Raw genomic sequence first — 20,061 nt, forward strand, 5'->3', positions numbered from 1 at the left:
GGTGGTTTTGGTGCAGAAAATCGCCCTTTGCACCAAGGTGAACGCCCATCGATAGGCTTTTCAAGGAAGCTATTTAGCGGTGCAACTGGCTTCGACAGGCGCACCAGGCGCCATTCAAGGCCCTTGGAGACATCAAATCGTGCGCTGGCCCCCTAATTGCTTTCTTTTATGGCAGACAACACAGGCAACGAAGCCCGCCCCCCGGCTCTGGAAACGGAAACCGGGTGGTGGGCTTTTTTGGTTCAAGAGCGAGGAACAGCATGAAACACCACGACACGCCAGCGGACTCTATTGCCACCACCTGCCCTTACTGTGGTGTTGGCTGCGGTGTTCTGGCCGCCCCTGGCCATGTCGAAGGCGATCATCAGCACCCGGCCAATGGCGGGCGGCTTTGCGTCAAAGGTTCTGCCTTGCATGAGACGCTGGAGGATACCAGCCGCTTGCTGGTGCCAAAGGTCGCGGGCTATGAGGTGACATGGGAGGAAGCCATTGACCGGGTCGCCGGGGCCATTTCCGATTCGGTGCGTGAGCATGGCGCGGAATCCGTGGCCTTCTATCTCTCCGGGCAGCTACTCACGGAGGATTATTACATTGCCAACAAGCTGGCCAAGGGGTTCATCGGCACACCGCATGTGGATACCAATTCCAGACTGTGCATGTCCTCGGCCGTTGCGGCACATAAGCGTGCTTTTGGCGAGGACTGTGTTCCCGGTTGCTACGAGGATCTTGAGCTGGCGGACCTGCTGGTGCTCGCGGGCAGCAACGCCGCCTGGGCCCACCCGGTACTGTACCAGCGAATGAGTGCTGCGCGCCGTCAGGGACGGAGAGTGGTGGTCATCGATCCCAGAAAGACAGCGACAGCGGATCTCGCTGATCTGCACCTTCAGCTTCGCCCCGGAACCGACACCCTGTTGTTCAATGGCCTGTTGGTCTGGCTACACGATCACGGAGCCCTGGCGGAGGACTACCTTGCAGAGCATTGTAACGGCTTCGAGGAAACCCTGGCGATCGCACGATCCTGCGCGCCTTCTGTGCAAGCGGTGGCCAGGGGCTGCGATCTGGCAGTAGAAGAGGTGGAGTGTTTCTATCAATGGTTTGCAGACACCGGACGGACAGTGACCGCGTTTTCCCAGGGTATTAATCAGTCGGTTGCTGGTACGGATAAGGCCAACGCCATCATTAACTGCCATCTGGCTACCGGCCGGGTGGGCCGACCGGGAGCGAGCCCGTTTTCGCTGACGGGACAACCCAATGCCATGGGTGGCCGTGAAGTTGGCGGGCTGGCCAATACTCTGGCAGCCCATATGGATTATGACACGCCAGGCGCTTTGCTCAGGGTTTCGGATTTCTGGCACAGCGAGAAGATGGCCCGTGGTCCCGGCCATAAAGCGGTGGACCTGTTCGAGGCAGTCCATCGGGGAGAGATCCGGGTACTCTGGGTGATGGGCACCAACCCCGCAGTCAGCCTGCCGGGCAGCGAACGTATTCACCAGGCATTGTCCCGTTGCCAGACCCTGATCGTCTCGGATTGTGTGGCCCAGACCGATACCACGCAGTTTGCCGATATTCTCTTGCCGGCTGCCGGTTGGGGCGAGAAAGATGGAACGGTGACCAATTCCGAACGGCGCATTTCACGCCAACGCCGGTTTCTGCCCCTGCCGGAGCAGGTACGGCCGGACTGGCAGATTATTCGGGACGTTGCCTGTTCGCTGGGTCATGCTCATGCTTTCGATTACACATGCCCTGCCGATATCTTTCGCGAACATGCGGTGTTGTCCGGCTATGGTAACGGAGGCGAGCGTGTGTTCAATATCTCCGCCTTGTCTCAACTCAGCAACCAGGAGTACGACGAGCTGGCGCCGGTGCAGTGGCCGGTCACGGAGGGTAACCCCGGGGCTTGGTTGCAAACCCGTCGGCTGTTTGGGCACGGGCAATTTCCCACGCCGGATGGCCGGGCACGATTGGTGCCCGTGTCCAGTTTGCCGCCCGGGCAGCTACCTGGACCCCGGTACCCGCTGGTGGTGAATACCGGCCGAATCCGTGACCAATGGCATACCATGACCCGAACGGCCCTGGCACCCAGGCTGTTTGCCCATCGCAGCGAGCCGTTCATAGAGTTGCACCCGGCGGATATTGCCGGCTTTGGTTTGATTGAAGGTGCCCTGGCGGTGCTGCGTGGGCCGGGCAATGCGGACTACGTTGGCCGGGTCCGGGGCAGCACCGGCCAGCGCACAGGTGAAGTGTTTGTGCCCATCCACTGGAATGGCCGGTTTGCCTCCTCCGCTTTGGCGTCCAGCCTGATCCGTCCGGTTGTGGATCCCATTTCCGGTCAGCCAGAAGGCAAGCATGGTGTGGCGACCATCCGGCCCCTGGTGACCCGCTGGCAGGCGAGGCTATTGCTGCGTGATCCCCGCCTTGCCTCGTTGGACCACACCGCTCTTGCCTACTGGAGTTGCCAGCGCCTGCCGCACAGTCACGGCTGGTGGTTCGCCGGGGGCCACGAAATGAACTGGCGGGAATGGGGGCAACGTTGTTTTTCGCGGGAACCGGAACTGGTCATGGAAGACCGGGCGAGACAGCGCTACCGGGCCGCCTGGCTTAGTGGCGATCGACTGGACGCCGTGTTGCTGGTTGAGCCCTGTGTCCAGACCATGCCGGATCTGGACTGGCTGGACAGTTGTTTTGGCAAAGGTGAGCTGGCGTCGGAACAACGCCGCTCGTTACTGGCGGCAGGCACAGTGGAAGGGGAAGCGTCAGGGCCGATTGTCTGCAGTTGTTTTGGCGTGGGTGAGAACCAGATTGCCCAGGCCATTGAACAGGGCATGGCCAGCCCCGAAGCACTGGGTGAGCAGCTGAAGTGTGGCACCAACTGTGGCTCCTGTCTGCCGGAGATCCGGGACCTGCTGGCGCGCACAGGGGCTCGGGAACCTGCCTGAATCAGGCCGCGGCCGCCCGCCTAAGCAGCGACAATGGTACCCGATAGCGAAGGATCCGGGCATGCTGGCTGACAGTCACCGTGCAGGTCTTGCGGTTAACGCGTACCACCTGGCCTCGCTTCTCGCGCCGGCCATCGCCGAACACCACCGAATCCCCCACCTGCCAGCGCCGGTACTCCGCAGCGGGACTCGGAAATTCAAAGGGTGTACTGGCTAGCTCTATCCCGCAGTCGCTGGCCAGCCCGGACAGGTGCCGTCGGGTAGCGTCGGCTGCACCGCTATGATGCAGATCGTCCAGGGCCTCATAGAAATGCCGGTTGTGAACGGAGCCGTAATGCCGTTGCCCGGCACTGTGCTGTAGCAAATGGGCAAACTCATGGCAGCAGGTATGCGCCAGCAGGTTCAGCACAGTTACCTCGCCCCCGAAATAACCCCGGCCACGGATCTCCCGGGTTGATAGCCAGCCCTGGGCGGTGGCCGGTTGATGCTTGGCGGCGATCATCCGGGCTCCGTAGGTAATCAGGTGCTGTTTCTTGCGAGGATCAAAGCGGTGGTAGGTGGCCTGGCCCGAGCCGACCCGCAATGCCAGCCCGGCGCCCGGATTTGCCTGCTGAACCCAGCCTTCAGCCGGCGTCCAGAGAATGTCCCGGGTGGTCTGGCACATGAGGGTGCCAATCTGCCTTGCTGTTTGCGATTGAGTGGGGGTCACAAAATGTACCGGTGGCGCTTGATCTCGAATGTCAGGCAGCTATTTTCCAGTAATTTGCTGGTGAAAACAAAAACGGCCGGCCCGAGGGCCAGCCGTTTTCCTGCGATCGAACCTGAGGGATCAGGCTTCGACCGGAGAACGCCAGTCGTCAGCACCGGAAGTACCGGCAACCGCGTGCTCCCAGGTAACCTTACGGTAGGCCAGGGATACTTCTACCAGTTGGGTGAACTCGGCCTTGGCCGGATCCTGGCAGTGGGGCATGTTGCAATCGATGTTGATGATGGTGGCATCTTCCAGGATGGTGGAGAAGAAGTGCTCCTGCTTGCCTTCTACGGAAGTGCGGTACCACTTCAGCTCTACCTTCGGCAGCATTTCGCCGGAAGCCAGGGCGTTGTACATCAGCGGAGTGGCTTTGTTCAGCGCTGCAGTGAACTTGAACGGTTTGTGAACGCGCTGACCGGAAGGCTGGCCGGACTGGGGATCAGTCGGAACGGTAACAACGTGGCTGAATTCCTGAACCAGCACTTCGTCTTCGTGACCTTCAACGTAGATGTTGCCTACGGAATCGGAAGTGAACGCGCCAGCGGTGATGTTACCCTGAGTTTGGCCTTCGATGCTGATATAACAAGGAGTTGGCATAGTCTGCTCCATGACAATGTTGTGAGTGAGTGTCCCAAGGATGTTCCCTGGACGGCATATCAGATAACAATCACCGTGCCAGTTATTGAATATTGTTATAAAACATCATGTTACGTGATTTTCGGGAGCTTTCTGAGTGTCTTCGGGCAAGGCATTGCTTGGCGGGCGGGCGAGCTTTTGCTGGCCGGGCAAAAAATGGCCCGGAGCTCAGATCCAGGAGCCTCCGGCCAGGGAAGTTAATAGTGCCAGCAGAAGCAGGGCCGAGACGCCTTGCCAGAAACGCACCGGATGCCGCACCATGAGAGGTGGATGGTGTCGGGCACGCCAGTCCTGCCCGGGGTGTCGGAGTTCGTAGAGCAGTTCTGATAGCGCCGGGTAGCGGCGATGGGGCTCCGGATGGGTAGCCCGGGCCAGGGTGGCATCCAGCCACGGCGGCAGGTCTTCACGCCAGGCCCTGGCGGGCCGGTATGTCAGAGCCTGTAGTTGTTTGCGAGTGCGGATGCGGGGTACATCGGTATGGTAGGGCAGGCGCCCGGTTAATAGTTGATAGATAATCACGCCCAGGGCGTACTGGTCCGACTGCCAGCTGCCGGGTTCGCCGAGAAACAGTTCCGGAGCCGAGTAGAGGGCTGCGCCAACCGGATAGTCAGTGGCAGGTTTGCCGGCTTCTTCAAGACCGGCGACCCGGGTAGCTCCGAAATCGACCAGCATGGCCCGGCCATCGGGTGTGATCAGGACATTTTCCGGTTTCAGATCCTGATGCACCATTTCCAGCCGGTGAAAGGCCCTGAGTCCCCGGGCAATCTGTTCGGCCAGTTGTCGCACGGTTTCCAGGTCTGGCTGCGGATGATCAAGTATCCATTGCCGCAAGTTACAACCTTCCACATAGTCAGTAGCCAGATACAGGCAACTTTGCGGGCGCTCCGGGGCAAAGATGGCAACCACATGGGGGCTCTGCACGCGCTGGGCAATCCAGCGTTCGGTGACAAATCGCTCCAGCTCATCCGGATACTGCCGCAACTCCATCGCCGGGAACTTAATTGCGACTTGCTTCCCGGACCTCTCATCCCTGGCCAGGTAAACGTGGCTTCGGCTGCTGATATGCAGGGCCCTGATGATTCGGTAACCATCCAGCACCTCACCGGGTGTGGGCTCGGGTGCGAAGGGCAGTTCCCGGTAGGCCTCCTGGGCGCTGGTATCTTGTACCCGGCAAGGCAATCGCGTTACCCGCAGCACCTGAACCGTCAGGTTATCCTCACTTCCCCGCTCCAGTGCGAGGTTGGCCAATGCCCGGGCAGCGTGATCCAGATTGTCCCCGCAGTCTGCAAGGCATCTGGTGATATCCCCTGCAGACAGTTGTTCGTATACACCATCGGTCGTCATCAGAAACACGTCGTTCTGGTGCAGGGCGACCCTGCGATACTCAATGTCTAGTTGCTGGCTCAGCCCCAGGGCTCGGTTCAGGCAGCTTTCCTCGGCTGACAACCAGACCCGGTGGTCGGTCGTGAGTTGTTCCAGAGTGTTGCCCTGAAGGCGGTAGATACGGGCGTCTCCCACATGAAACAGGTGCGCCGTTGCGGATTTCAGCACCAGCGCACTGAAGGTGCAGACGTAGCCCCGGTCCTGATCGTAGCGATATCGGCTTTGCCGGGTCTGGGCGTGTAGCCAGGCATTGGTCGCCCGAACTACCCGTTCGGCCGATTGTTTCACCGACCAGCTCTCGGGGGTCGAGTAGTAGTCGCTCAGGAAGCCGGCCACGGCCGCTTCACTGGCTACCTGGCTGACATTGCTGGAGCTGATGCCATCGGCGATCACCGCCGCAATGCCTTTGCTGTGGCGCTGATGATTGTCGGGTATCAGCAGGCCGTGGAAATCCTGGTTGACCGGTTTTCGGCCGGCACTACTGAAGTGTCCGGATTCAATGGTGAGCTTATGGGGGCTGGGCATGGATGTGAGCCAGTGACAGCCCGCCGGTGTGTGCGGCACCGGCGGGGCCTTGGTGGTAATCAGGCGCTGCGGGCGCTGACGGGTTCGCGGTAGTCTGTTGCCAGAGTGCGCTTGGGTGCGGTACGAACGTGGGTGGCGTAAAGCGTCAGGCCAGTGAAGGACAGGCCGCCCACCAGGTTGCCCAGAACGGTGGGGATCTCGTTCCAGATGAAGTAGTCCATGATACCGAACTCGCCACCCATCATCAGGGCAAACGGGAACAGGAACATGTTGACGATGGAATGCTCGAAGCCCATGTAAAAGAACAGCATGATCGGCATCCACATGGCCAGTACCTTGCCCTGGACCGTGGTGGAGATCATCGCTCCGACCACGCCCATGGATACCATCCAGTTGCATAGCACGCCCCGCAGGAAGATGGTGAACCAGCCAGCCACACCATGTTCGGCATAACCCAGGGTACGGGCCTTGCCGATAGAGGCAATCTTGTCGCCCACCACCCCGGCTTCCGTGTTGAAACCGTAAGTGAAGACAAAGGCCATGATGGTGGCAACCGTCAGGGCACCGCCGAAGTTGCCCAGGAACACCCAGCCCCAGTTTCGAAGGATGCCGCGGGTATCCACCCCGGGGCGCCGGTCGAGAAGGGCCAGCGGGGTCAGCATGAACACCCCGGTGAGCAGGTCGAATCCCATCAGATAAAGCATGCAGAACCCGACCGGAAACAGCAGTGCGCCGACCAGCGGGCTGCCGGTCTGTACGCCGACGGTAATGGCGAATACCGCCGCCAGTGCCAGGATCGCCCCGGCCATAAAGGCTCGGATGAGGACATCCCGGGTGGCCATGTATATTTTTGATTCACCGGCGTCCACCATCTTGGTGACGAACTCCGAAGGCATGATGTAAGACATAGTGTGTTCCCCTGATCGCTTTCTGGTTATTTGGAGCCAACAAAAAACGGCGCCCTCATTGCCTGCCCGGTAGGGGCAGGAATGAGTAGACGCCGTCGTCTGAACAGAATGTGCGCGGGCAGCCTGAATGAAGATGAACAGACTATCTGCTGAGGATGTCTGAGCAGAGAGTGTGCCAGTGTTGAGAGCTTTCAGGGTTTGATTTAAGAATCAACAGGTTGAGTGGGGGCGTCGGTTGCAGTTTGGTGCCTGCATTGCTGGCCAGCGCACCGGCAGAGTGCGCCCTGCCTTTCCTTGGTGCCTGGCGGCGGGTGAATCAGCGCAGATTAAAACGGACTGGCAGAGCGTAGGTAAAGGACTTGCCGCGCATGGAGTCCGGCACGGCTGGAAGTGGCGCCGCCTGCGCCAGCATGGCCAGAGCGGCATCGTCCAGCAGTGGGTGCCCGGAGCTGTCGCGCAGTGAGTGTTCCACCAGCGAGCCATCACGCCGGAATTCGAAGACAATCACCGGCGTACCCTCCTGGCCCAGCCGGCGGGCACGGCGAGGATACTCGTAATAGCGTGCCAGGTGCCGGCTGAGCTTGCTCAGGTAGCTGTCTACCTGTGATGACTGACCGGCATTCTGCAAAGGCACCGCGCTTTGGTTGGTGTTACTGTCCGCTTCTTCGCCCTGAGGTTGTTCGGAACTTTCTGCCACGACCTCGGTGGTGCTGGATTCTGGTTCCTGCGGTGTGGGGGCAGGTTCTGGTATTGGCTCAGGTTCTGGTTCTGGCACGGGTTCAGGTTTCGGTTCCGGCTTTGGCTCTGGTTTGGGCTCTGGTTTGGGTTCTGGCTTGGGCTGCGGTTCTGGCTCTGGAGCCGGTTCGGGTTCCGGCGCGACCTCCGGCTTTGGCTCTACCGATTTCCTGCCGGCGAGATTGATCTTGATTGCGGGGGCGGTATTCACGGCACTGTCGCCCAGAACCGGCATCTCCAGGATTTCCTCGGGCGTGGCCAGGATTGCTGCAAGGGCGGTTGCGATCATGGCGATGATCAGGAACAGGGCCTTGGGTAGCCGACCTGCTGTTGTCATGTGGCAGGCTCCGTGAGCAGCAGAACTTCCGAATAACCGCCCTCTTCCAGAATCCTGAGCAAGTCCTCCAGCTCGGTCATGGTCAGGCTTTGATCCGCCGCAATCTTCAAGGGTACGTTCTCATCCGGAGCCGGAAGCGCGGCAAGCAGACTCTCGCGGGTCTGTTGCTTGCCTTCGACCTGCCATTGGCCATCGGCCTGAACCATCATGTCGGCCTCGGGTGCCTGCTGTTCCGGGCTCTGCTCGGTACCAGGCAGTTCTGGCAGCGGTTCGTTGGTGAGTTGTCCCGCTACAATGAAAAACATCAGCAGCAGAAACACCAGATTGATCAAGGGCAGCAACGCATCTTCAACACGTTCCAGAAGGCCCTTGCCGGAGGTTGATGGAGGTGGAACCAGGTCTGTCATGAGTCAGGCGTGTTTGTACGCTTCCAGTGAGGTTCAATGCCGGCGTTATCCAGCGCACTGAGGGTCCGGGTGAAATGGGCCAGGCTGGTATCGGGCGTAGTGGCGAGATTGGCTTCGCTTACCCCTTCAGCGTTCAGCGTCGACAGTAGCTGCGCCAGGTCGAAGTCTTTCTTCTTCCAGCGTACCGTGCCATTGGCATTGACCCTGAGCTCTGGCAGGGGGTCGCCTGTGGCACTGCTCTGCTGGCCGGTATTGTTCGCCAGTTCCAGATAATCTAACGGTAACAACCGGGTGGTTAGCATAAAGAACACCAACAGGATGAACACCACATCGATCAGTGGTGTTATCCGGATGGGGATCGGGCGGTTTGGCCGGGGGTCAACCAGCTGCATGTGCCAGCCGCTGATTATCGCCGACCGAATAACTCCGGTCCGCCTCTGCTGCCCTCTCAGGGCGGGGCTCGGCTGCCGGTGTGGCCACGTCTGCCGCTGTGGCCGTTTCGTCGCCAGGCAACACGTTGAAGACGCTGACAAGGGCACTGTTGATGGTCTTGTGGATCCGGCGCAGACGGAACTCAATCCAGGCCGCCAGCGCCGCAAAAGGAATGGCCACTACCAGGCCTGCGGCCGTTGTGGTCAACGCCTCATAGATACCACCGGACAGCTGGCTGGCGTTGGCGCGACCATCGGTCGCCGCCATCGCGCTGAATGCTTCCATCATGCCCATTACGGTACCCAGAAGGCCCAGCAAGGGGGCCAGGGCGGCAATCACTTCGATGATTTTTAGCGGTGCCTCGAAAGGTTCCAGCGCCGCTTGCGCATCCCTTACGGCGGTTTCCCTTACAGCATTGATATTAGGATTGCACTTGCTGGCTGTCATGGTGTTGACCAGCAGATGCATCAGTGGATTGGTGCGCCCGAGCAAGCCAGCGTCGGCTCTGATCTTTTCCGGGGAAGTCTGGGCCGGGGATGCCTGCCATTGCTGAACCAGGTAGCGCAACTTCCGGGTAAATCGTGGGGCGTAGAAGGTTCCGAACAACATCAGGTAGAAAAACGTGATCACGCCAATGGCGGCTATGGCGATCAGAACGATCATGACTGGACCGCCCATTTCGACCAGTTGGCCGAGTGGCCCGTGGTCGAACAGCGATGCGGAAGTGGCAGTAATGGAATCCATACAGATATTCCCGGCGAGACGAAAATAGACCTAAATAATAACGATTATCAGTAGAATTTCAAGTCTCGATCTGACGTATCCGCCCGCCTTTGTTAGACTTTCGGTGACGTTTGCAACTATCTGGTGTTCGTGATGGGCGCCCAGAGCCTGAGAGCCTGAGCAGCGGGAGTGATTAATTTGGTCAGAAAATGGTTCGGCAGCCTGGTGAACCGTGCCGTCGCCCTGGTGGTGGTTTTTGTGGCGGCATCCGCTGTTGTCATTGCGGCAATCGGTTGGTTGCTTAGTCGGGCCGAGCTGGAGGAGATGGCCCATGACCAGGTGGAAACCATTGCCGGAATGGTTGCCCGGGAACTGGATCTGAAACTGTCGGAAAGGCTGGATGTGCTGACATTGGTGGCCAAAGGCTTTCCCTCCACCGAGATCGTGCTGGAAAACCGGGCCCGGGTCCTGCTGCGTAATCAGGATGCCCTGCTCCAGTTATTCGATGCCACCTTTATTCTCGACGCCGAGGGTCGGTTGCTGGCAGCCTCTCCGGCAGCGTATTACGTACCCGGCTTTAATGCCTCGCAGCGCCCGTACTTCACCGATCTGGTCAGCCGGATGTCCCCCATTATCAGCGCTCCTTACAACACGGCTATCGATGAGCAGCCCGGCGTCATGATCGCTGCGCCCCTGTTCGATGCAAACCAGCGTTTCATCGGCATGATCGGCGGGCTGATTCTGCTGCAGGGCGATAATTTCATGAGTGAATTTGCCAGTGTCCGGGTGGGCCAGACCGGCTATCTGCGCCTGATAACGCAAAACGGCATCGTGCTTGCTGATGGTCTGTCGGGAGAGGTGATGGTGCCCGTAAGCAAATCGTCCCCCTCTTTACTGCAGGCGATGTCCGGTTTCGAGGGCACATCCCACGATCATCCGGGCCGGAAAACCGGGACCATAACCGGCTATGCGCAAATGGCGCTGGTACCATGGTTTGTGGCCGCGGTCTGGCCCGAGCGTGAGGCCTTTGCTCCGGCACTGAGGATGACCGGTGGCTTCAGCTGGGCGTTGCTGGCGGTAGTATCAATACTGGCGCCCCTGGCTTTCTGGATCTTTTACCGGCTGTTGGCGCCGTTGCGTAATCTCGGGGTTCAGATATATCAGCGGCACACTGGTGAGCGGGAGGAGCCTGTTTCCGAGGTGGGCGGGTCGGAGATCCGCAACGTTGCCAAAGTCTTCAACCAGGTGCGGCAGGAACGGGATGAGATTTTCCGGTCACTGGCCGAACGCGAGGCCTTCTTCCGGTCCCTCACCAGTAATGCACCTATCGGCATCGTACACACGGATATCCTGGGCCGTATAGAGTTCGTGAACCCGGCGTTTCTGGATATTGTGGGGCGCCCCGAGGACTGGCTCCGCCATCGCTACCTGGTTGAAACCGTTGCCAGCGAGGATCGGGAAAAGGCCATGAAAGGATGGCGCAATGTTCTGGTGCGCCGCAGTTTTTTCAGGAGCCGGCTGAGGTTGCTAACCCATCGTCTGCCCGGTCATGTCTGGGTGGATGTCATTACCTCGGTGATCGACCTGCCGGACCAGGCCATTGGTACCATCACCGCCGTCCGGGATGTGACTCAGGAAATGCGCTTTGAACGGGCCATTCGTGAGGAACAGCAACGGGCGGATTCGATTCTCGATGTGCTTCAGGAAGGGGTGCTGATGGTGGATACCGAAGGCGCTATCCGCTACGCCAATGGCGCTGCCTGCAGTTTTCTGGCGTTGGACGATGACTGTGTTGGCCATAACTTCTTCGAATCCGTCACCATCCGTCATGACAATGAAGAACTGCTGTATGAAACCTTTCTGGCCGGAGATGAAATCGACAACCGCTACGTGACCCTCGAAAACCTGGCTGGACGGATCTACGACATCGATCTGACCATGCTGCATCTGCGACGGGGCGAGTGGCAGGAACGGCTGGTGTTTGTACTCAGGGACGACAGTGAACGCAGGCGGGAAGAAAAACGATTATCCTGGGAGGCCACCCACGATGCACTGACCCAGTTGCTGAATCGGCGGGCGTTCACCGCCTCATTGCTCAAGGCGCTGGCGGATGCGCCCGGGCAACCGGTGCCTGCGGTACTGATGATGATCGACCTGGACCACTTCAAGCCAGTCAACGATGAAGGTGGTCACCTGGTTGGCGATGATCTGCTGAAGCGGCTGGCGGAGGTGTTCAAACAGGCCGTGCGTCAGTCGGATACGGTAGCCCGACTTGGCGGTGATGAGTTCGCCATTCTGTTGCCAGCCTGTGGTATGGCGCGTGCCGAAACCCTGGCTGAAAGCATCCGGGCAAAGGTGCAGGCGTTGAAGATCGAACACGACGGTCGCCAGTTTGGCGTCACCGTCTGCATTGGCCTGACGCCGGTTTCAGCCCACGACAACGGCCCGAAAGAGGTGATGGCACGGGCTGATGAAGGCTGCTACATCGCCAAATCACGGGGCCGGAACTGCGTAGTATCGATTGCACTGCCGGACGAAGGCGACCGGCCTTAGCCAAGCCAGCCGGCAGAGCGCGCTGCCTGCCAGAGCAAGCGGAACGCCAGCAAGGTAAGTACCAGGTTGAAGGCGGTGTGGAACCACCGGTTATTGATGGATTTAAGCAGGTGTAATCCAAGCCAGGTGCCGGCAAAGCCGCAGGCGATCATGGCCAGAATAAAGAGCAGCCACTCCGAAAACACAAAACCGGCCACGCCGAATACCAGGGCCTTGGGGGCGTGCTGCAGGGTCATGGCGGTGCCAAAGGTGGCGACGGTGCGGAAGCGGTCGGTGTGAATCTGCTTGATAAACGCCGCCACCAGGGGGCCGGTAGCGCCCACGAACAGACTCACGAAACTGGTAATGGCAGAAGCGATAAACACGCCGAACGGGCCAAAAGAGGCCTTGGGCAACCCGGGGCCCCAGCACAGGTAAAGCACGAACAGGGCAATGCTCAGTTGCCACAGATGAGCCGGCAGATCGACCAGCAACCAGGCACCCAGTCCGGCCCCTGCCAGCACGCCCGGGGCGAAGGCGGCGATCACCTTCCAGTCGATATGATGCCGGGTCAGTATGGCCCGGCCACTGTTGGAACCGAGCTGGATCATGCCGTGCACCGGAATGATCGCCGCCGGTGGCAGCCAGGATGCCATCAGTACCAGCAGCAGGACACCGCCGCCGGCGCCCAAGGTGGCGGTGATCATGGAGGTAACCGCTGAAGCCATCAGCAGGAACACAATCACGCTTGTGCTCAGGGCTTCCGGAAACACGATCAGGCTCATGGAACTCACTCTGGTATTGGCGTAAGCTCCTGAGTTTCCGGTTTATAACGGGAATGTCCAGGGGACTTTCGCCGAAGAACAACAAGCAGGGTTGCCAATGAAACCGTCCGAATATCTCCGTTACGATGCCACGGCGCTGGCCGATCTAATTCGCCGGGGTGAAGTCACCTCCCGGGAAGTGACCGAGGCCGCTATCGACCGTGCCAGCGCCGTGAACCCGCGCCTGAATGCCATCTGCCACCCCCAGTTTGCGGAGGCCATGGATCAGGATTTCCCTGCAGAGGGCCCCTTCGCCGGGGTGCCCTTGTTGCTCAAGGATCTGGCACAGGAGCAGGCCGGGCATCCCTGTACATTCGGCAGCCGGGCTCTGCTGAAGAACGTCGCTACGCGGGATTCCCAGTTTGTGCGCCGTGCCCGGGAGGCCGGGCTGGTTTTTCTTGGTCGCACGGCAACCCCGGAATTCGGCCTCAAGGCCGTGACCGAATCGGCGTTGTGGGGCCCCAGCCGTAACCCCTGGGATACCGAGCGCACGCCGGGTGGCTCCAGCGGCGGTTCTGGTGCTGCGGTCGCGGCTGGCATTGTGCCCATGGCGGGTGCCAACGATGGCGGCGGCTCCATTCGTATTCCGGCCGCCTACAATGGCTTGTTCGGGCTGAAACCGTCCCGGGGCCGGATTTCGGTTGGCCCATACGCTGGCGAGGCCTGGACCGGAGCTTCTACCGATCATGTGGTTTCCCGGACGGTCCGGGATAGCGCCGCGATGCTGGATGTGCTGTCCGGTCCGGCCAGTGGCGATCCGTTTACCATTCCACAGCCATCGGCCCCCTGGGCGGACCTGATGCAGCAGTCACCGGGCCGCCTCAAAATCGGCGTATTTACCTCGTCACCCTATGACACCGAGGTGGCGCCGGAATGCGTCGCCGCAGTTGAAGAAACGGCACGCCTGCTGGAATCCCTGGGCCACGATGTAGAGTATGCCCGCCCGGAGTTTGATGGACTCGCCCTGGCCCGCTGCTACCTGGCGTTGTATTTCGGTGAGGTATCCGCGCTTGTGGAACGCGCGAAAACCGAATTCGGCGCCACCGATCGGGATTTTGAGCTGGAAACCCGGCTGCTGGGTATGCTCGGGCGCACCATGCCGCTGCCAGACTATGTTCGCCTGCGCCAGCAGTGGAACGATTTCGCCCGGGCCCTCGGGGCCTATTTCGATCGTTTTGATCTTTATCTGTGTCCCACCACTGGCCAGTTACCGGCCCGGATCGGACAAATGGATACACCTGCTCACCTGAAGCTGGTGGCGCGGCTGATGCTGGGCCTGAAAGCCGGAAAGTTGGTGCACAGAAGTGGACAGGTAGACCAGATGGCCCTGGAAAGCCTGGCCAGGACACCGTTCACCCAACTGGCCAACCTGACGGGAACGCCGGCGATGTCGGTACCCCTTTACTGGACCCGTGACGGACTGCCGGTGGGTGTGCAGTTCGGAGCGGCCCACGGTGGTGAAGACCGCCTGCTGCAGGTTGCTGCTCAACTGGAAGAGGCCAATCCGTGGTTCAGCAACTACGAGCGACTTGAGGATGCTTTCTGAGGTCGAAGAAAAAACCTTCTCCGGGGGTTGTGATCCGCGGTGACCAACTCCACGTTTATCTTTCCATGTGGAACAGGCTATGCTGTTAGTCAGGGACACCGGTTCCTGACCACCCTGATGGCATCGAGGAGGCGAGCATCTTATGAACCAATCGATGGCAATCGACGATCTGGTATCCGTAGCGCAGGCTGAAGCCATGGGGGAACTGGACGCCCCCATGATGGCGATCGTCCTGTCCAGTGATCAGAGCTACGACCTTCCCATCAACTCACTGGAGACTGATGCCGACAAGGCTCGCTGGGGGCTTATTCTGAGAGCAGCCAGGGAACATGTGGAGGCCGACGCGGTCGCGGTGCTCTATCCGGCCTGGACCACCATCCGCCGCAAACCGGCCGAAGGCCAGCCCGAGCCTGAGCAGGCGTCGACTGATGACGACGCCCGGGATGACGATAATGGCCCCATCGATACCCTGTTCGTCCAACTTCACACCCGTGATCGCATCTACTGGCGGGGTTTCGAGCAGATCCGCGACCCGCGCCACCAACGCATTATCGGCTTCCGCCGGATCAAGGCGCTGTCTACCGACTACGATCGAGACAACGCGCCGTCCGTGGCTTCCTGGCTGAGCACTCTGTTCGAGCCGCTGCCGGATGAGGGCGAGGAAACCGACGTGGATCGGGAACTGGCAGACCTGCTGGAAGAGCCGGAAGTCAGTGCGGCCCTCTATCCGAGGCAGATGCGCTCGCTTCATTAACCACCAGCTTTGAGTTCCGGCCCTGCTAACGCCGGCAGCGCAGGAACTCGAGGCACTCTTCCGACGGCAGGGGTTTGCAGAAATAGTAACCCTGTACCTCGTCGCATCCGTTTGTCCTCAGAAATTCCAGTTGCGCCTCTGTTTCCACACCTTCCGCCACCACGGTCATGTTGAGGTTGTGGGCCAGGTTGATGATGGTTTTGACGATGGCCCCGCTTTCCTCGTCATCGGCGATGTCGGAGACGAAACTCCGGTCAATTTTCAGGATATCGATCGGAAAACGTTTCAGGTAAGTCAGGCTTGAGTAGCCGGTGCCGAAATCATCGAGAGCGACGCGAATGCCCATTTCCCTGAGTGACTGAAGCTCGCAAACGGCCTTGTCCATCTGGGGCATGATGGCGGTTTCGGTCACCTCAATGGTCAGTGACTGCGGATCCAGTCCCAGGCTGTCCAGGGCCTGGATAACCTGATCCGTGAGTTTGCCATGACTGAGTTGATAGGCCGAGATGTTGATGGCAACCCGAATGTCCTGGTTCTCCTGATCACGCCATTTGGCGAGCTGGCGAGAGGCTTCTTCAATCACCCAGGCGCCGATGGGCAGTATTAAACCGGTTTCTTCGGCAATGGGAATAAAGTCCCCGGGAGAAATCATGCCCAATTGGGGGTGGCGCCATCGAATCAGGGCTTCTGCGCTTTTGACCGAGCCACTGGCAAGATCCAGTTTCGGCTGATACCAGAGTGACAGTTGATGCAGGCCAATGGCATTGCGGAGCGACTGTTCCAGATAGAGCCGCTCCCGCATGCGGTTATTCATCTCCGCAGAATAGAACTGAAAGCCATTTCTGCCGACGTCCTTCGCCCGGTACATGGCGGTATCGGCATTCCGGAATAATTCATCGCCGTTATCGCCATCCTTCGGAAACATGGCGATGCCGATGCTGGCGGAGGCGATGATTTCATGGCCGTTAATGGCTACCTTCTGTCGGAACTGCCGAAGCAGCTTCTGCGCAAGGGTGGCCGCCGCCCGCTCATCGCGGATATCGGTACTGAGAATCATGAATTCATCGCCCCCGAGGCGGGCCACCGTGTCGCTGTCACGAACACACTGACTCATTCGGGAGGCAACCCGTTGAATCAGGGTATCGCCGATTTTGTGGCCCAGACCGTCATTCACGCGTTTGAACTGGTCCAGATCCAGCAGCAGCACGGCGAGCTTGGTGTGCTCGCGTGTCGCCTTGGTAATGGCATGTTCCAGCCGGTCCCGAAGCAGGTTACGGTTTGGCAGCCCGGTCAGGTCATCGTGATTGGCCTGATACTCCAGCGCCGCCTCATACCGTTTCCGATCTGTCACATCATTGAAAACGCTGATGAAATGCGCAATCTCGCCGTGTTCGTTATGGACTGCGGCAAGCGCTACTTCATTCCAGAACAGACTGCCGTCTTTCCGGTAGTTTCTGAGGATGGCTCGGGCAGAGCCGCCATGGCGCATGCAGTTGCGCAGCCTTTCCAGTCCCGGCTGGGCCAGATCGTTGGCCAGCAGGAAGCGGGGGCTCAGACCGATGATCTCGTCGTGGCTGTAACCGGTCATGATGCTGAAGGCGCGGTTGGCGTAGATGACCGGGTTATCCCGTGTTTTATCGGCCAGACAGATCACAATGCCGTTGCTGCTTTCTTCGATTGCCCGGTCATACAGTTGCAGCTTGCGGGCCCGGCTCTCCAGTTGCAGATACAGGCTGCGGTTCTCATAAACCCGGCCAGCCATGGCTGCGTGAGAGCTGCAGAGCCATTCGTCTTCCTCACTGAATGGCTCGTCGTCCAGGCGATTGATCAGGCAGACCCAGCCGTAAACCTCCGTCGCCGACATGATGGGCGAAACCACGCAGGATTGAACGGGTGGATAGCCTTCTGGCAGACCGATTTTCAGCGCCTGATGGCCCCCGGCATGGAGTCTTTTCGAGAGTCTGTCCCGCAACACGGCACCGGGAACCCCGTCATTGATTCCCGGGCAGGCGAGTTGTTGTTTCAGTTCGGGACTGAAGCCACTGAGGAAAAGCCGAATCTGCTGGTCGCCGTTGTGGCTCTCGTTGACACACAGAATGCCATAGCTGGCGCCTACCAGGGCGCGGGCATCGCGACAGATCGTCTCCAGCATACGACCGGCATCGCGCATTCCCGAAAGCTGAAGATTGATTTCGGTGAGGGCGGCGAGCCGTCGATTCGCCTTTTCCAGTTCATCGCTTTTGCGGGACAGGGTGTCGGTCAGGACTCGGGTATGCTCGGCGTCGAAGCGGTTTTCATCCACCGCCTGAGTGGGCTCTGGCGGAGAATCTATCGGGCGAAGTGCGCTTTCTATGGCTTCGAGCACGTCCTCGGGAACACAGGGTTTGAAGATGATTCGGTGAACTCCCAACTGGCTGGCCAGTGTGCGTGCCTCATCTTCACGATAGTTGGCGGTGTAGAACATGATTTCGGTGTCGGCAATGCGCGGATCCTGTCGTACCTGACGCACAAATTCATAGCCATCCATCACTGGCATCAACAGATCGCAGATCACCAGGTCCGGGCGGTGTCGCCGGACGACGGCCAGGGCTTTTTCGCCGTCCGGTGCTTCCAGAATCTCGTGGCCCAGATAGCCCGCCAGGGAAGCAACCAGCTCCCGGTTGGGTTCATGATCATCAACAATAAGTATCCTTGCCATGTTACCGCTCTCCTTACGCTGGCAAGTTAAGACCGTGGTTCAGCCGATAACCACTGGCCTACCTGAGTGGTAAAACGTTCTGGATCAATGGGTTTTGAAATATAGCCGTCAAATCCCGCATTCAGGATGGCCTGCTCGTCTCCGCGCATGGAAAACGCTGTAATGGCAACGACTGGAATGCCCGCCATAGCCGGGTTCCCGCGCAGTTCCCGGAGCAGTTCATAGCCATCCATGTTGGGCATCTGAATATCGCTCAGAATCAGATCCAGCTGATCGACCAGGCGTCGCGCAATGTCCAGGCCCTGGCGACCATCCTCGGCCCGATGGATCCGATAGCCCTGATGCTCCAGCAGGTAAGCGGCCAGTTCCAGGCTGGCCATATCATCCTCCACGAGCAGCACGGTGGCTTTCATGGTCATCCACCCGGCAGGCTCAGAAGGAATTCCGAACCGCTGGCATCGGAACGTTGAAGTTGGATGTTGCCGCCCAACTGGTTGGCCAGCTTCTGACTCAGGTACAGGCCCAGGCCAGTGCCTTCCGTGCGCCTTGATGACAGCACCCCGCGTGAAAAGGGCTGAAACAGGTTTTCCTGAGCCGAGGTATCAATACCCGGGCCGGTATCCCGGACGCAAACATGCACCGATTGGGGGTTCGGGCGCACCAGGGTGACATAGACGCCGCCCTCGTGGGTAAACTTCAGGCCGTTACTGATCAGGTTCATGACGATCTGGCTCAGAGCGCGTCGGTCCGTTTCCAGGTTGACGGGCTGATCGGGTAGTTGCAGACCAAGCTCGAGAGCCTTTTCCCGAGCCTGCAGGCTGAAGGTACCGTGTATTTCTTCGAGCAACTGGTTCAGATTGATGTTCTCTGGCTTCAGTTCGAGTTTGCCCGCGTCGATTTTCGCAAGGTCCAGCAAGTCGTTAATAAGGGATAACAAGTGTTGTGCACTGGAGCGCACGGTACCGAGCTGCTTTTTCTGGTCGTCGTTCAGTGGTCCGGGTAGGCCCATCAGCAAGGTGCCGGTAAAGCCGATGATGGCATTGAGCGGGGTTCGTAGTTCGTGGCTCATGCTGGCCAGGAATTGGTCCTTGGCTTTGTTGGCGGTGGCAAGTTCCTGGTTTTTATCCTGGAGGGCGCGCTCGAAGCGCTTACGCTCGGTGATGTCGCGAATCGCACTGGACACCAGTATGCCCTCTTCGGTTTCCAGCGGACTGAGACTGATTTCAATGGGGAATTCGATGCCACCCTTTCTGAGACCAAACAGCTCAAGGCCCATGCCCATAGGTCGAACGCGGGGATCTTTAAAAAAGCCATCCCGATGACCAATATGCTGGCCCCGGTAACGTTCGGGCATGAGGATTTCGACGTTCTGGCCGATCATCTCGTCCCGGTGGTAGCCAAACAGGGATTCCGCCTGCGAGTTCACCAGCACTATGCGGCCGCCCTGTTTGACAATGACGATGGCATCCGGCGCCGATTCCAGTAAGCCCCGGAATTTCTGCTCGGCCCGCTTGAGTTCTGAAACATCCCGGATCAGGGTAACCACCAGGCTGTCGCCCTGAACATCGACCGGGCTGCAAACGACCTCGACGGGAAAGGACTGGCCTTTTTTAGACCGGCACAGGCCCTGCGTGGACAGGCTGCGTCCACAGTCACCAAAATCCAGGGTAAGCGCCCGGTGTTCTGAATCCGTAAGCTCGATAAGATCGGCAAGCGGCTGCTGCACCGCTTCTTCCCGCGTGAACCCCAGCAGGATCTCCGCAGCGCTGTTCCAGTCTTCCACGACCCCGTCTGGTCGCAGCAACACCACGGCATCGGCCGGGGAGGGGCGCATTGTGGCGGTTTCCATTTCCACAGTCTGATGCTCCATGCCTAGAACGGATTTGGTGAGCTCCCTGTGAAAAAGAAGTATGGTTGATGCTTTGTATTTTTCC

Annotated in this window: 16 protein-coding genes; 4 read left to right on the forward strand and 12 right to left on the reverse strand. The window is 59.4% G+C overall.

Annotation, left to right across the window (positions count from 1 at the left end; all coding sequences use genetic code 11):
* The first annotated feature begins 260 nt into the window (after positions 1–260).
* On the forward strand, positions 261–2,936 hold the full coding sequence (locus tag Q675_RS35090; RefSeq protein ID WP_023011997.1) for a nitrate reductase: 2,676 nt from the start codon (positions 261–263) through the stop codon (positions 2,934–2,936).
* Position 2,937: 1 nt separating this feature from the next.
* Here Q675_RS35090 and Q675_RS35095 read toward each other — a convergent pair whose 3' ends face one another.
* The 8 genes from Q675_RS35095 to Q675_RS35130 all read right to left on the reverse strand — a co-directional run bounded on the left by Q675_RS35095 (position 2,938) and on the right by Q675_RS35130 (position 9,794).
* On the reverse strand, positions 2,938–3,600 hold the full coding sequence (locus Q675_RS35095; RefSeq protein ID WP_011783758.1) for a hypothetical protein: 663 nt from the start codon (positions 3,598–3,600) through the stop codon (positions 2,938–2,940).
* A gap of 165 nt (positions 3,601–3,765) precedes the next feature.
* Positions 3,766–4,284, reverse strand: a complete 519-nt coding sequence (locus tag Q675_RS35100; RefSeq protein ID WP_011783759.1) for an Hcp family type VI secretion system effector — start codon at positions 4,282–4,284, stop codon at positions 3,766–3,768.
* 207 nt (positions 4,285–4,491) lie between these two features.
* Complete coding sequence (locus Q675_RS35105; protein ID WP_023011998.1) at positions 4,492–6,231, reverse strand: bifunctional protein-serine/threonine kinase/phosphatase; 1,740 nt, start codon at positions 6,229–6,231, stop codon at positions 4,492–4,494.
* 59 nt (positions 6,232–6,290) lie between these two features.
* On the reverse strand, positions 6,291–7,139 hold the full coding sequence (locus Q675_RS35110) for a formate/nitrite transporter family protein (protein ID WP_014420158.1): 849 nt from the start codon (positions 7,137–7,139) through the stop codon (positions 6,291–6,293).
* 316 nt (positions 7,140–7,455) lie between these two features.
* Positions 7,456–8,211 (reverse strand): TonB family protein, encoded by a 756-nt coding sequence (locus Q675_RS35115; RefSeq protein WP_023011999.1) that lies wholly within the window; start codon positions 8,209–8,211, stop codon positions 7,456–7,458.
* Positions 8,208–8,618: an ExbD/TolR family protein gene (locus tag Q675_RS35120; RefSeq protein ID WP_011783763.1), complete on the reverse strand. Its 411-nt coding sequence runs from the start codon at positions 8,616–8,618 to the stop codon at positions 8,208–8,210. Before Q675_RS35120 ends, Q675_RS35115 begins: the two co-directional genes overlap by 4 nt.
* Entirely contained in the window at positions 8,615–9,010 is a 396-nt protein-coding gene (locus Q675_RS35125; RefSeq protein ID WP_011783764.1) for an ExbD/TolR family protein, read from the reverse strand. The genes Q675_RS35120 and Q675_RS35125 overlap by 4 nt, the downstream gene beginning before the upstream one ends.
* Positions 8,997–9,794: a MotA/TolQ/ExbB proton channel family protein gene (locus Q675_RS35130; protein ID WP_011783765.1), complete on the reverse strand. Its 798-nt coding sequence runs from the start codon at positions 9,792–9,794 to the stop codon at positions 8,997–8,999. The genes Q675_RS35125 and Q675_RS35130 overlap by 14 nt, the downstream gene beginning before the upstream one ends.
* A gap of 177 nt (positions 9,795–9,971) precedes the next feature.
* Here Q675_RS35130 and Q675_RS35135 point away from each other — a divergent pair, with 177 nt between their 5' ends.
* Positions 9,972–12,326 carry a diguanylate cyclase domain-containing protein gene (locus tag Q675_RS35135; RefSeq protein ID WP_036193719.1) on the forward strand — a complete coding sequence of 785 codons (2,355 nt, stop codon included), beginning with the start codon at positions 9,972–9,974 and terminating at the stop codon, positions 12,324–12,326.
* Here the strand turns inward: Q675_RS35135 and Q675_RS35140 are convergent.
* A complete protein-coding gene (locus Q675_RS35140) occupies positions 12,323–13,090 on the reverse strand; it encodes a sulfite exporter TauE/SafE family protein (RefSeq protein ID WP_023012001.1) in 768 nt (255 codons plus the stop codon). The genes Q675_RS35135 and Q675_RS35140 overlap by 4 nt on opposite strands.
* A 97-nt stretch (positions 13,091–13,187) precedes the next feature.
* Here Q675_RS35140 and Q675_RS35145 point away from each other — a divergent pair, with 97 nt between their 5' ends.
* Entirely contained in the window at positions 13,188–14,675 is a 1,488-nt protein-coding gene (locus tag Q675_RS35145; RefSeq protein ID WP_023012002.1) for an amidase, read from the forward strand.
* Between the two features lie 142 nt (positions 14,676–14,817).
* Positions 14,818–15,429 (forward strand): hypothetical protein, encoded by a 612-nt coding sequence (locus Q675_RS35150; protein WP_023012003.1) that lies wholly within the window; start codon positions 14,818–14,820, stop codon positions 15,427–15,429.
* A gap of 25 nt (positions 15,430–15,454) precedes the next feature.
* Here the strand turns inward: Q675_RS35150 and Q675_RS35155 are convergent, their stop codons facing one another.
* Genes Q675_RS35155 through Q675_RS35165 form a run of 3 tightly spaced genes read right to left on the reverse strand, consistent with a single transcriptional unit; the run spans position 15,455 to position 19,976 of the window.
* The gene (locus Q675_RS35155) at positions 15,455–18,127 is read right to left on the reverse strand and encodes an EAL domain-containing protein (RefSeq protein ID WP_011783801.1); all 2,673 of its coding nucleotides are present in this window, start codon (positions 18,125–18,127) and stop codon (positions 15,455–15,457) included.
* 26 nt (positions 18,128–18,153) lie between these two features.
* A complete protein-coding gene (locus Q675_RS35160) occupies positions 18,154–18,540 on the reverse strand; it encodes a response regulator (protein WP_011783802.1) in 387 nt (128 codons plus the stop codon).
* Positions 18,541–18,542: 2 nt separating this feature from the next.
* A complete protein-coding gene (locus Q675_RS35165) occupies positions 18,543–19,976 on the reverse strand; it encodes a PAS domain-containing sensor histidine kinase (protein ID WP_227499600.1) in 1,434 nt (477 codons plus the stop codon).
* Between the last annotated feature and the right edge of the window lie 85 nt (positions 19,977–20,061).

Origin of the sequence: Marinobacter sp. EN3 (assembly GCF_000475315.1) — a bacterium.
GTDB classification, from domain to species: domain Bacteria; phylum Pseudomonadota; class Gammaproteobacteria; order Pseudomonadales; family Oleiphilaceae; genus Marinobacter; species Marinobacter nauticus.

Bases quoted from the DNA above. Each gene is read 5' to 3' on its own strand.
- Q675_RS35105 (WP_023011998.1), bottom strand. From the start codon at position 6,231: ATGCCCAGCCCCCATAAGCTCACCATTGAATCCGGACACTTCAGTAGT.
- Q675_RS35120 (WP_011783763.1), bottom strand. From the start codon at position 8,618: ATGACAGACCTGGTTCCACCTCCATCAACCTCCGGCAAGGGCCTTCTG.
- Q675_RS35155 (WP_011783801.1), bottom strand. From the start codon at position 18,127: ATGGCAAGGATACTTATTGTTGATGATCATGAACCCAACCGGGAGCTG.
- Q675_RS35100 (WP_011783759.1), bottom strand. From the start codon at position 4,284: ATGCCAACTCCTTGTTATATCAGCATCGAAGGCCAAACTCAGGGTAAC.
- Q675_RS35095 (WP_011783758.1), bottom strand. From the start codon at position 3,600: ATGTGCCAGACCACCCGGGACATTCTCTGGACGCCGGCTGAAGGCTGG.
- Q675_RS35140 (WP_023012001.1), bottom strand. From the start codon at position 13,090: ATGAGCCTGATCGTGTTTCCGGAAGCCCTGAGCACAAGCGTGATTGTG.
- Q675_RS35130 (WP_011783765.1), bottom strand. From the start codon at position 9,794: ATGGATTCCATTACTGCCACTTCCGCATCGCTGTTCGACCACGGGCCA.
- Q675_RS35110 (WP_014420158.1), bottom strand. From the start codon at position 7,139: ATGTCTTACATCATGCCTTCGGAGTTCGTCACCAAGATGGTGGACGCC.
- Q675_RS35165 (WP_227499600.1), bottom strand. From the start codon at position 19,976: ATGGAAACCGCCACAATGCGCCCCTCCCCGGCCGATGCCGTGGTGTTG.
- Q675_RS35115 (WP_023011999.1), bottom strand. From the start codon at position 8,211: ATGACAACAGCAGGTCGGCTACCCAAGGCCCTGTTCCTGATCATCGCC.
- Q675_RS35090 (WP_023011997.1), top strand. From the start codon at position 261: ATGAAACACCACGACACGCCAGCGGACTCTATTGCCACCACCTGCCCT.
- Q675_RS35125 (WP_011783764.1), bottom strand. From the start codon at position 9,010: ATGCAGCTGGTTGACCCCCGGCCAAACCGCCCGATCCCCATCCGGATA.
- Q675_RS35150 (WP_023012003.1), top strand. From the start codon at position 14,818: ATGAACCAATCGATGGCAATCGACGATCTGGTATCCGTAGCGCAGGCT.
- Q675_RS35145 (WP_023012002.1), top strand. From the start codon at position 13,188: ATGAAACCGTCCGAATATCTCCGTTACGATGCCACGGCGCTGGCCGAT.
- Q675_RS35160 (WP_011783802.1), bottom strand. From the start codon at position 18,540: ATGAAAGCCACCGTGCTGCTCGTGGAGGATGATATGGCCAGCCTGGAA.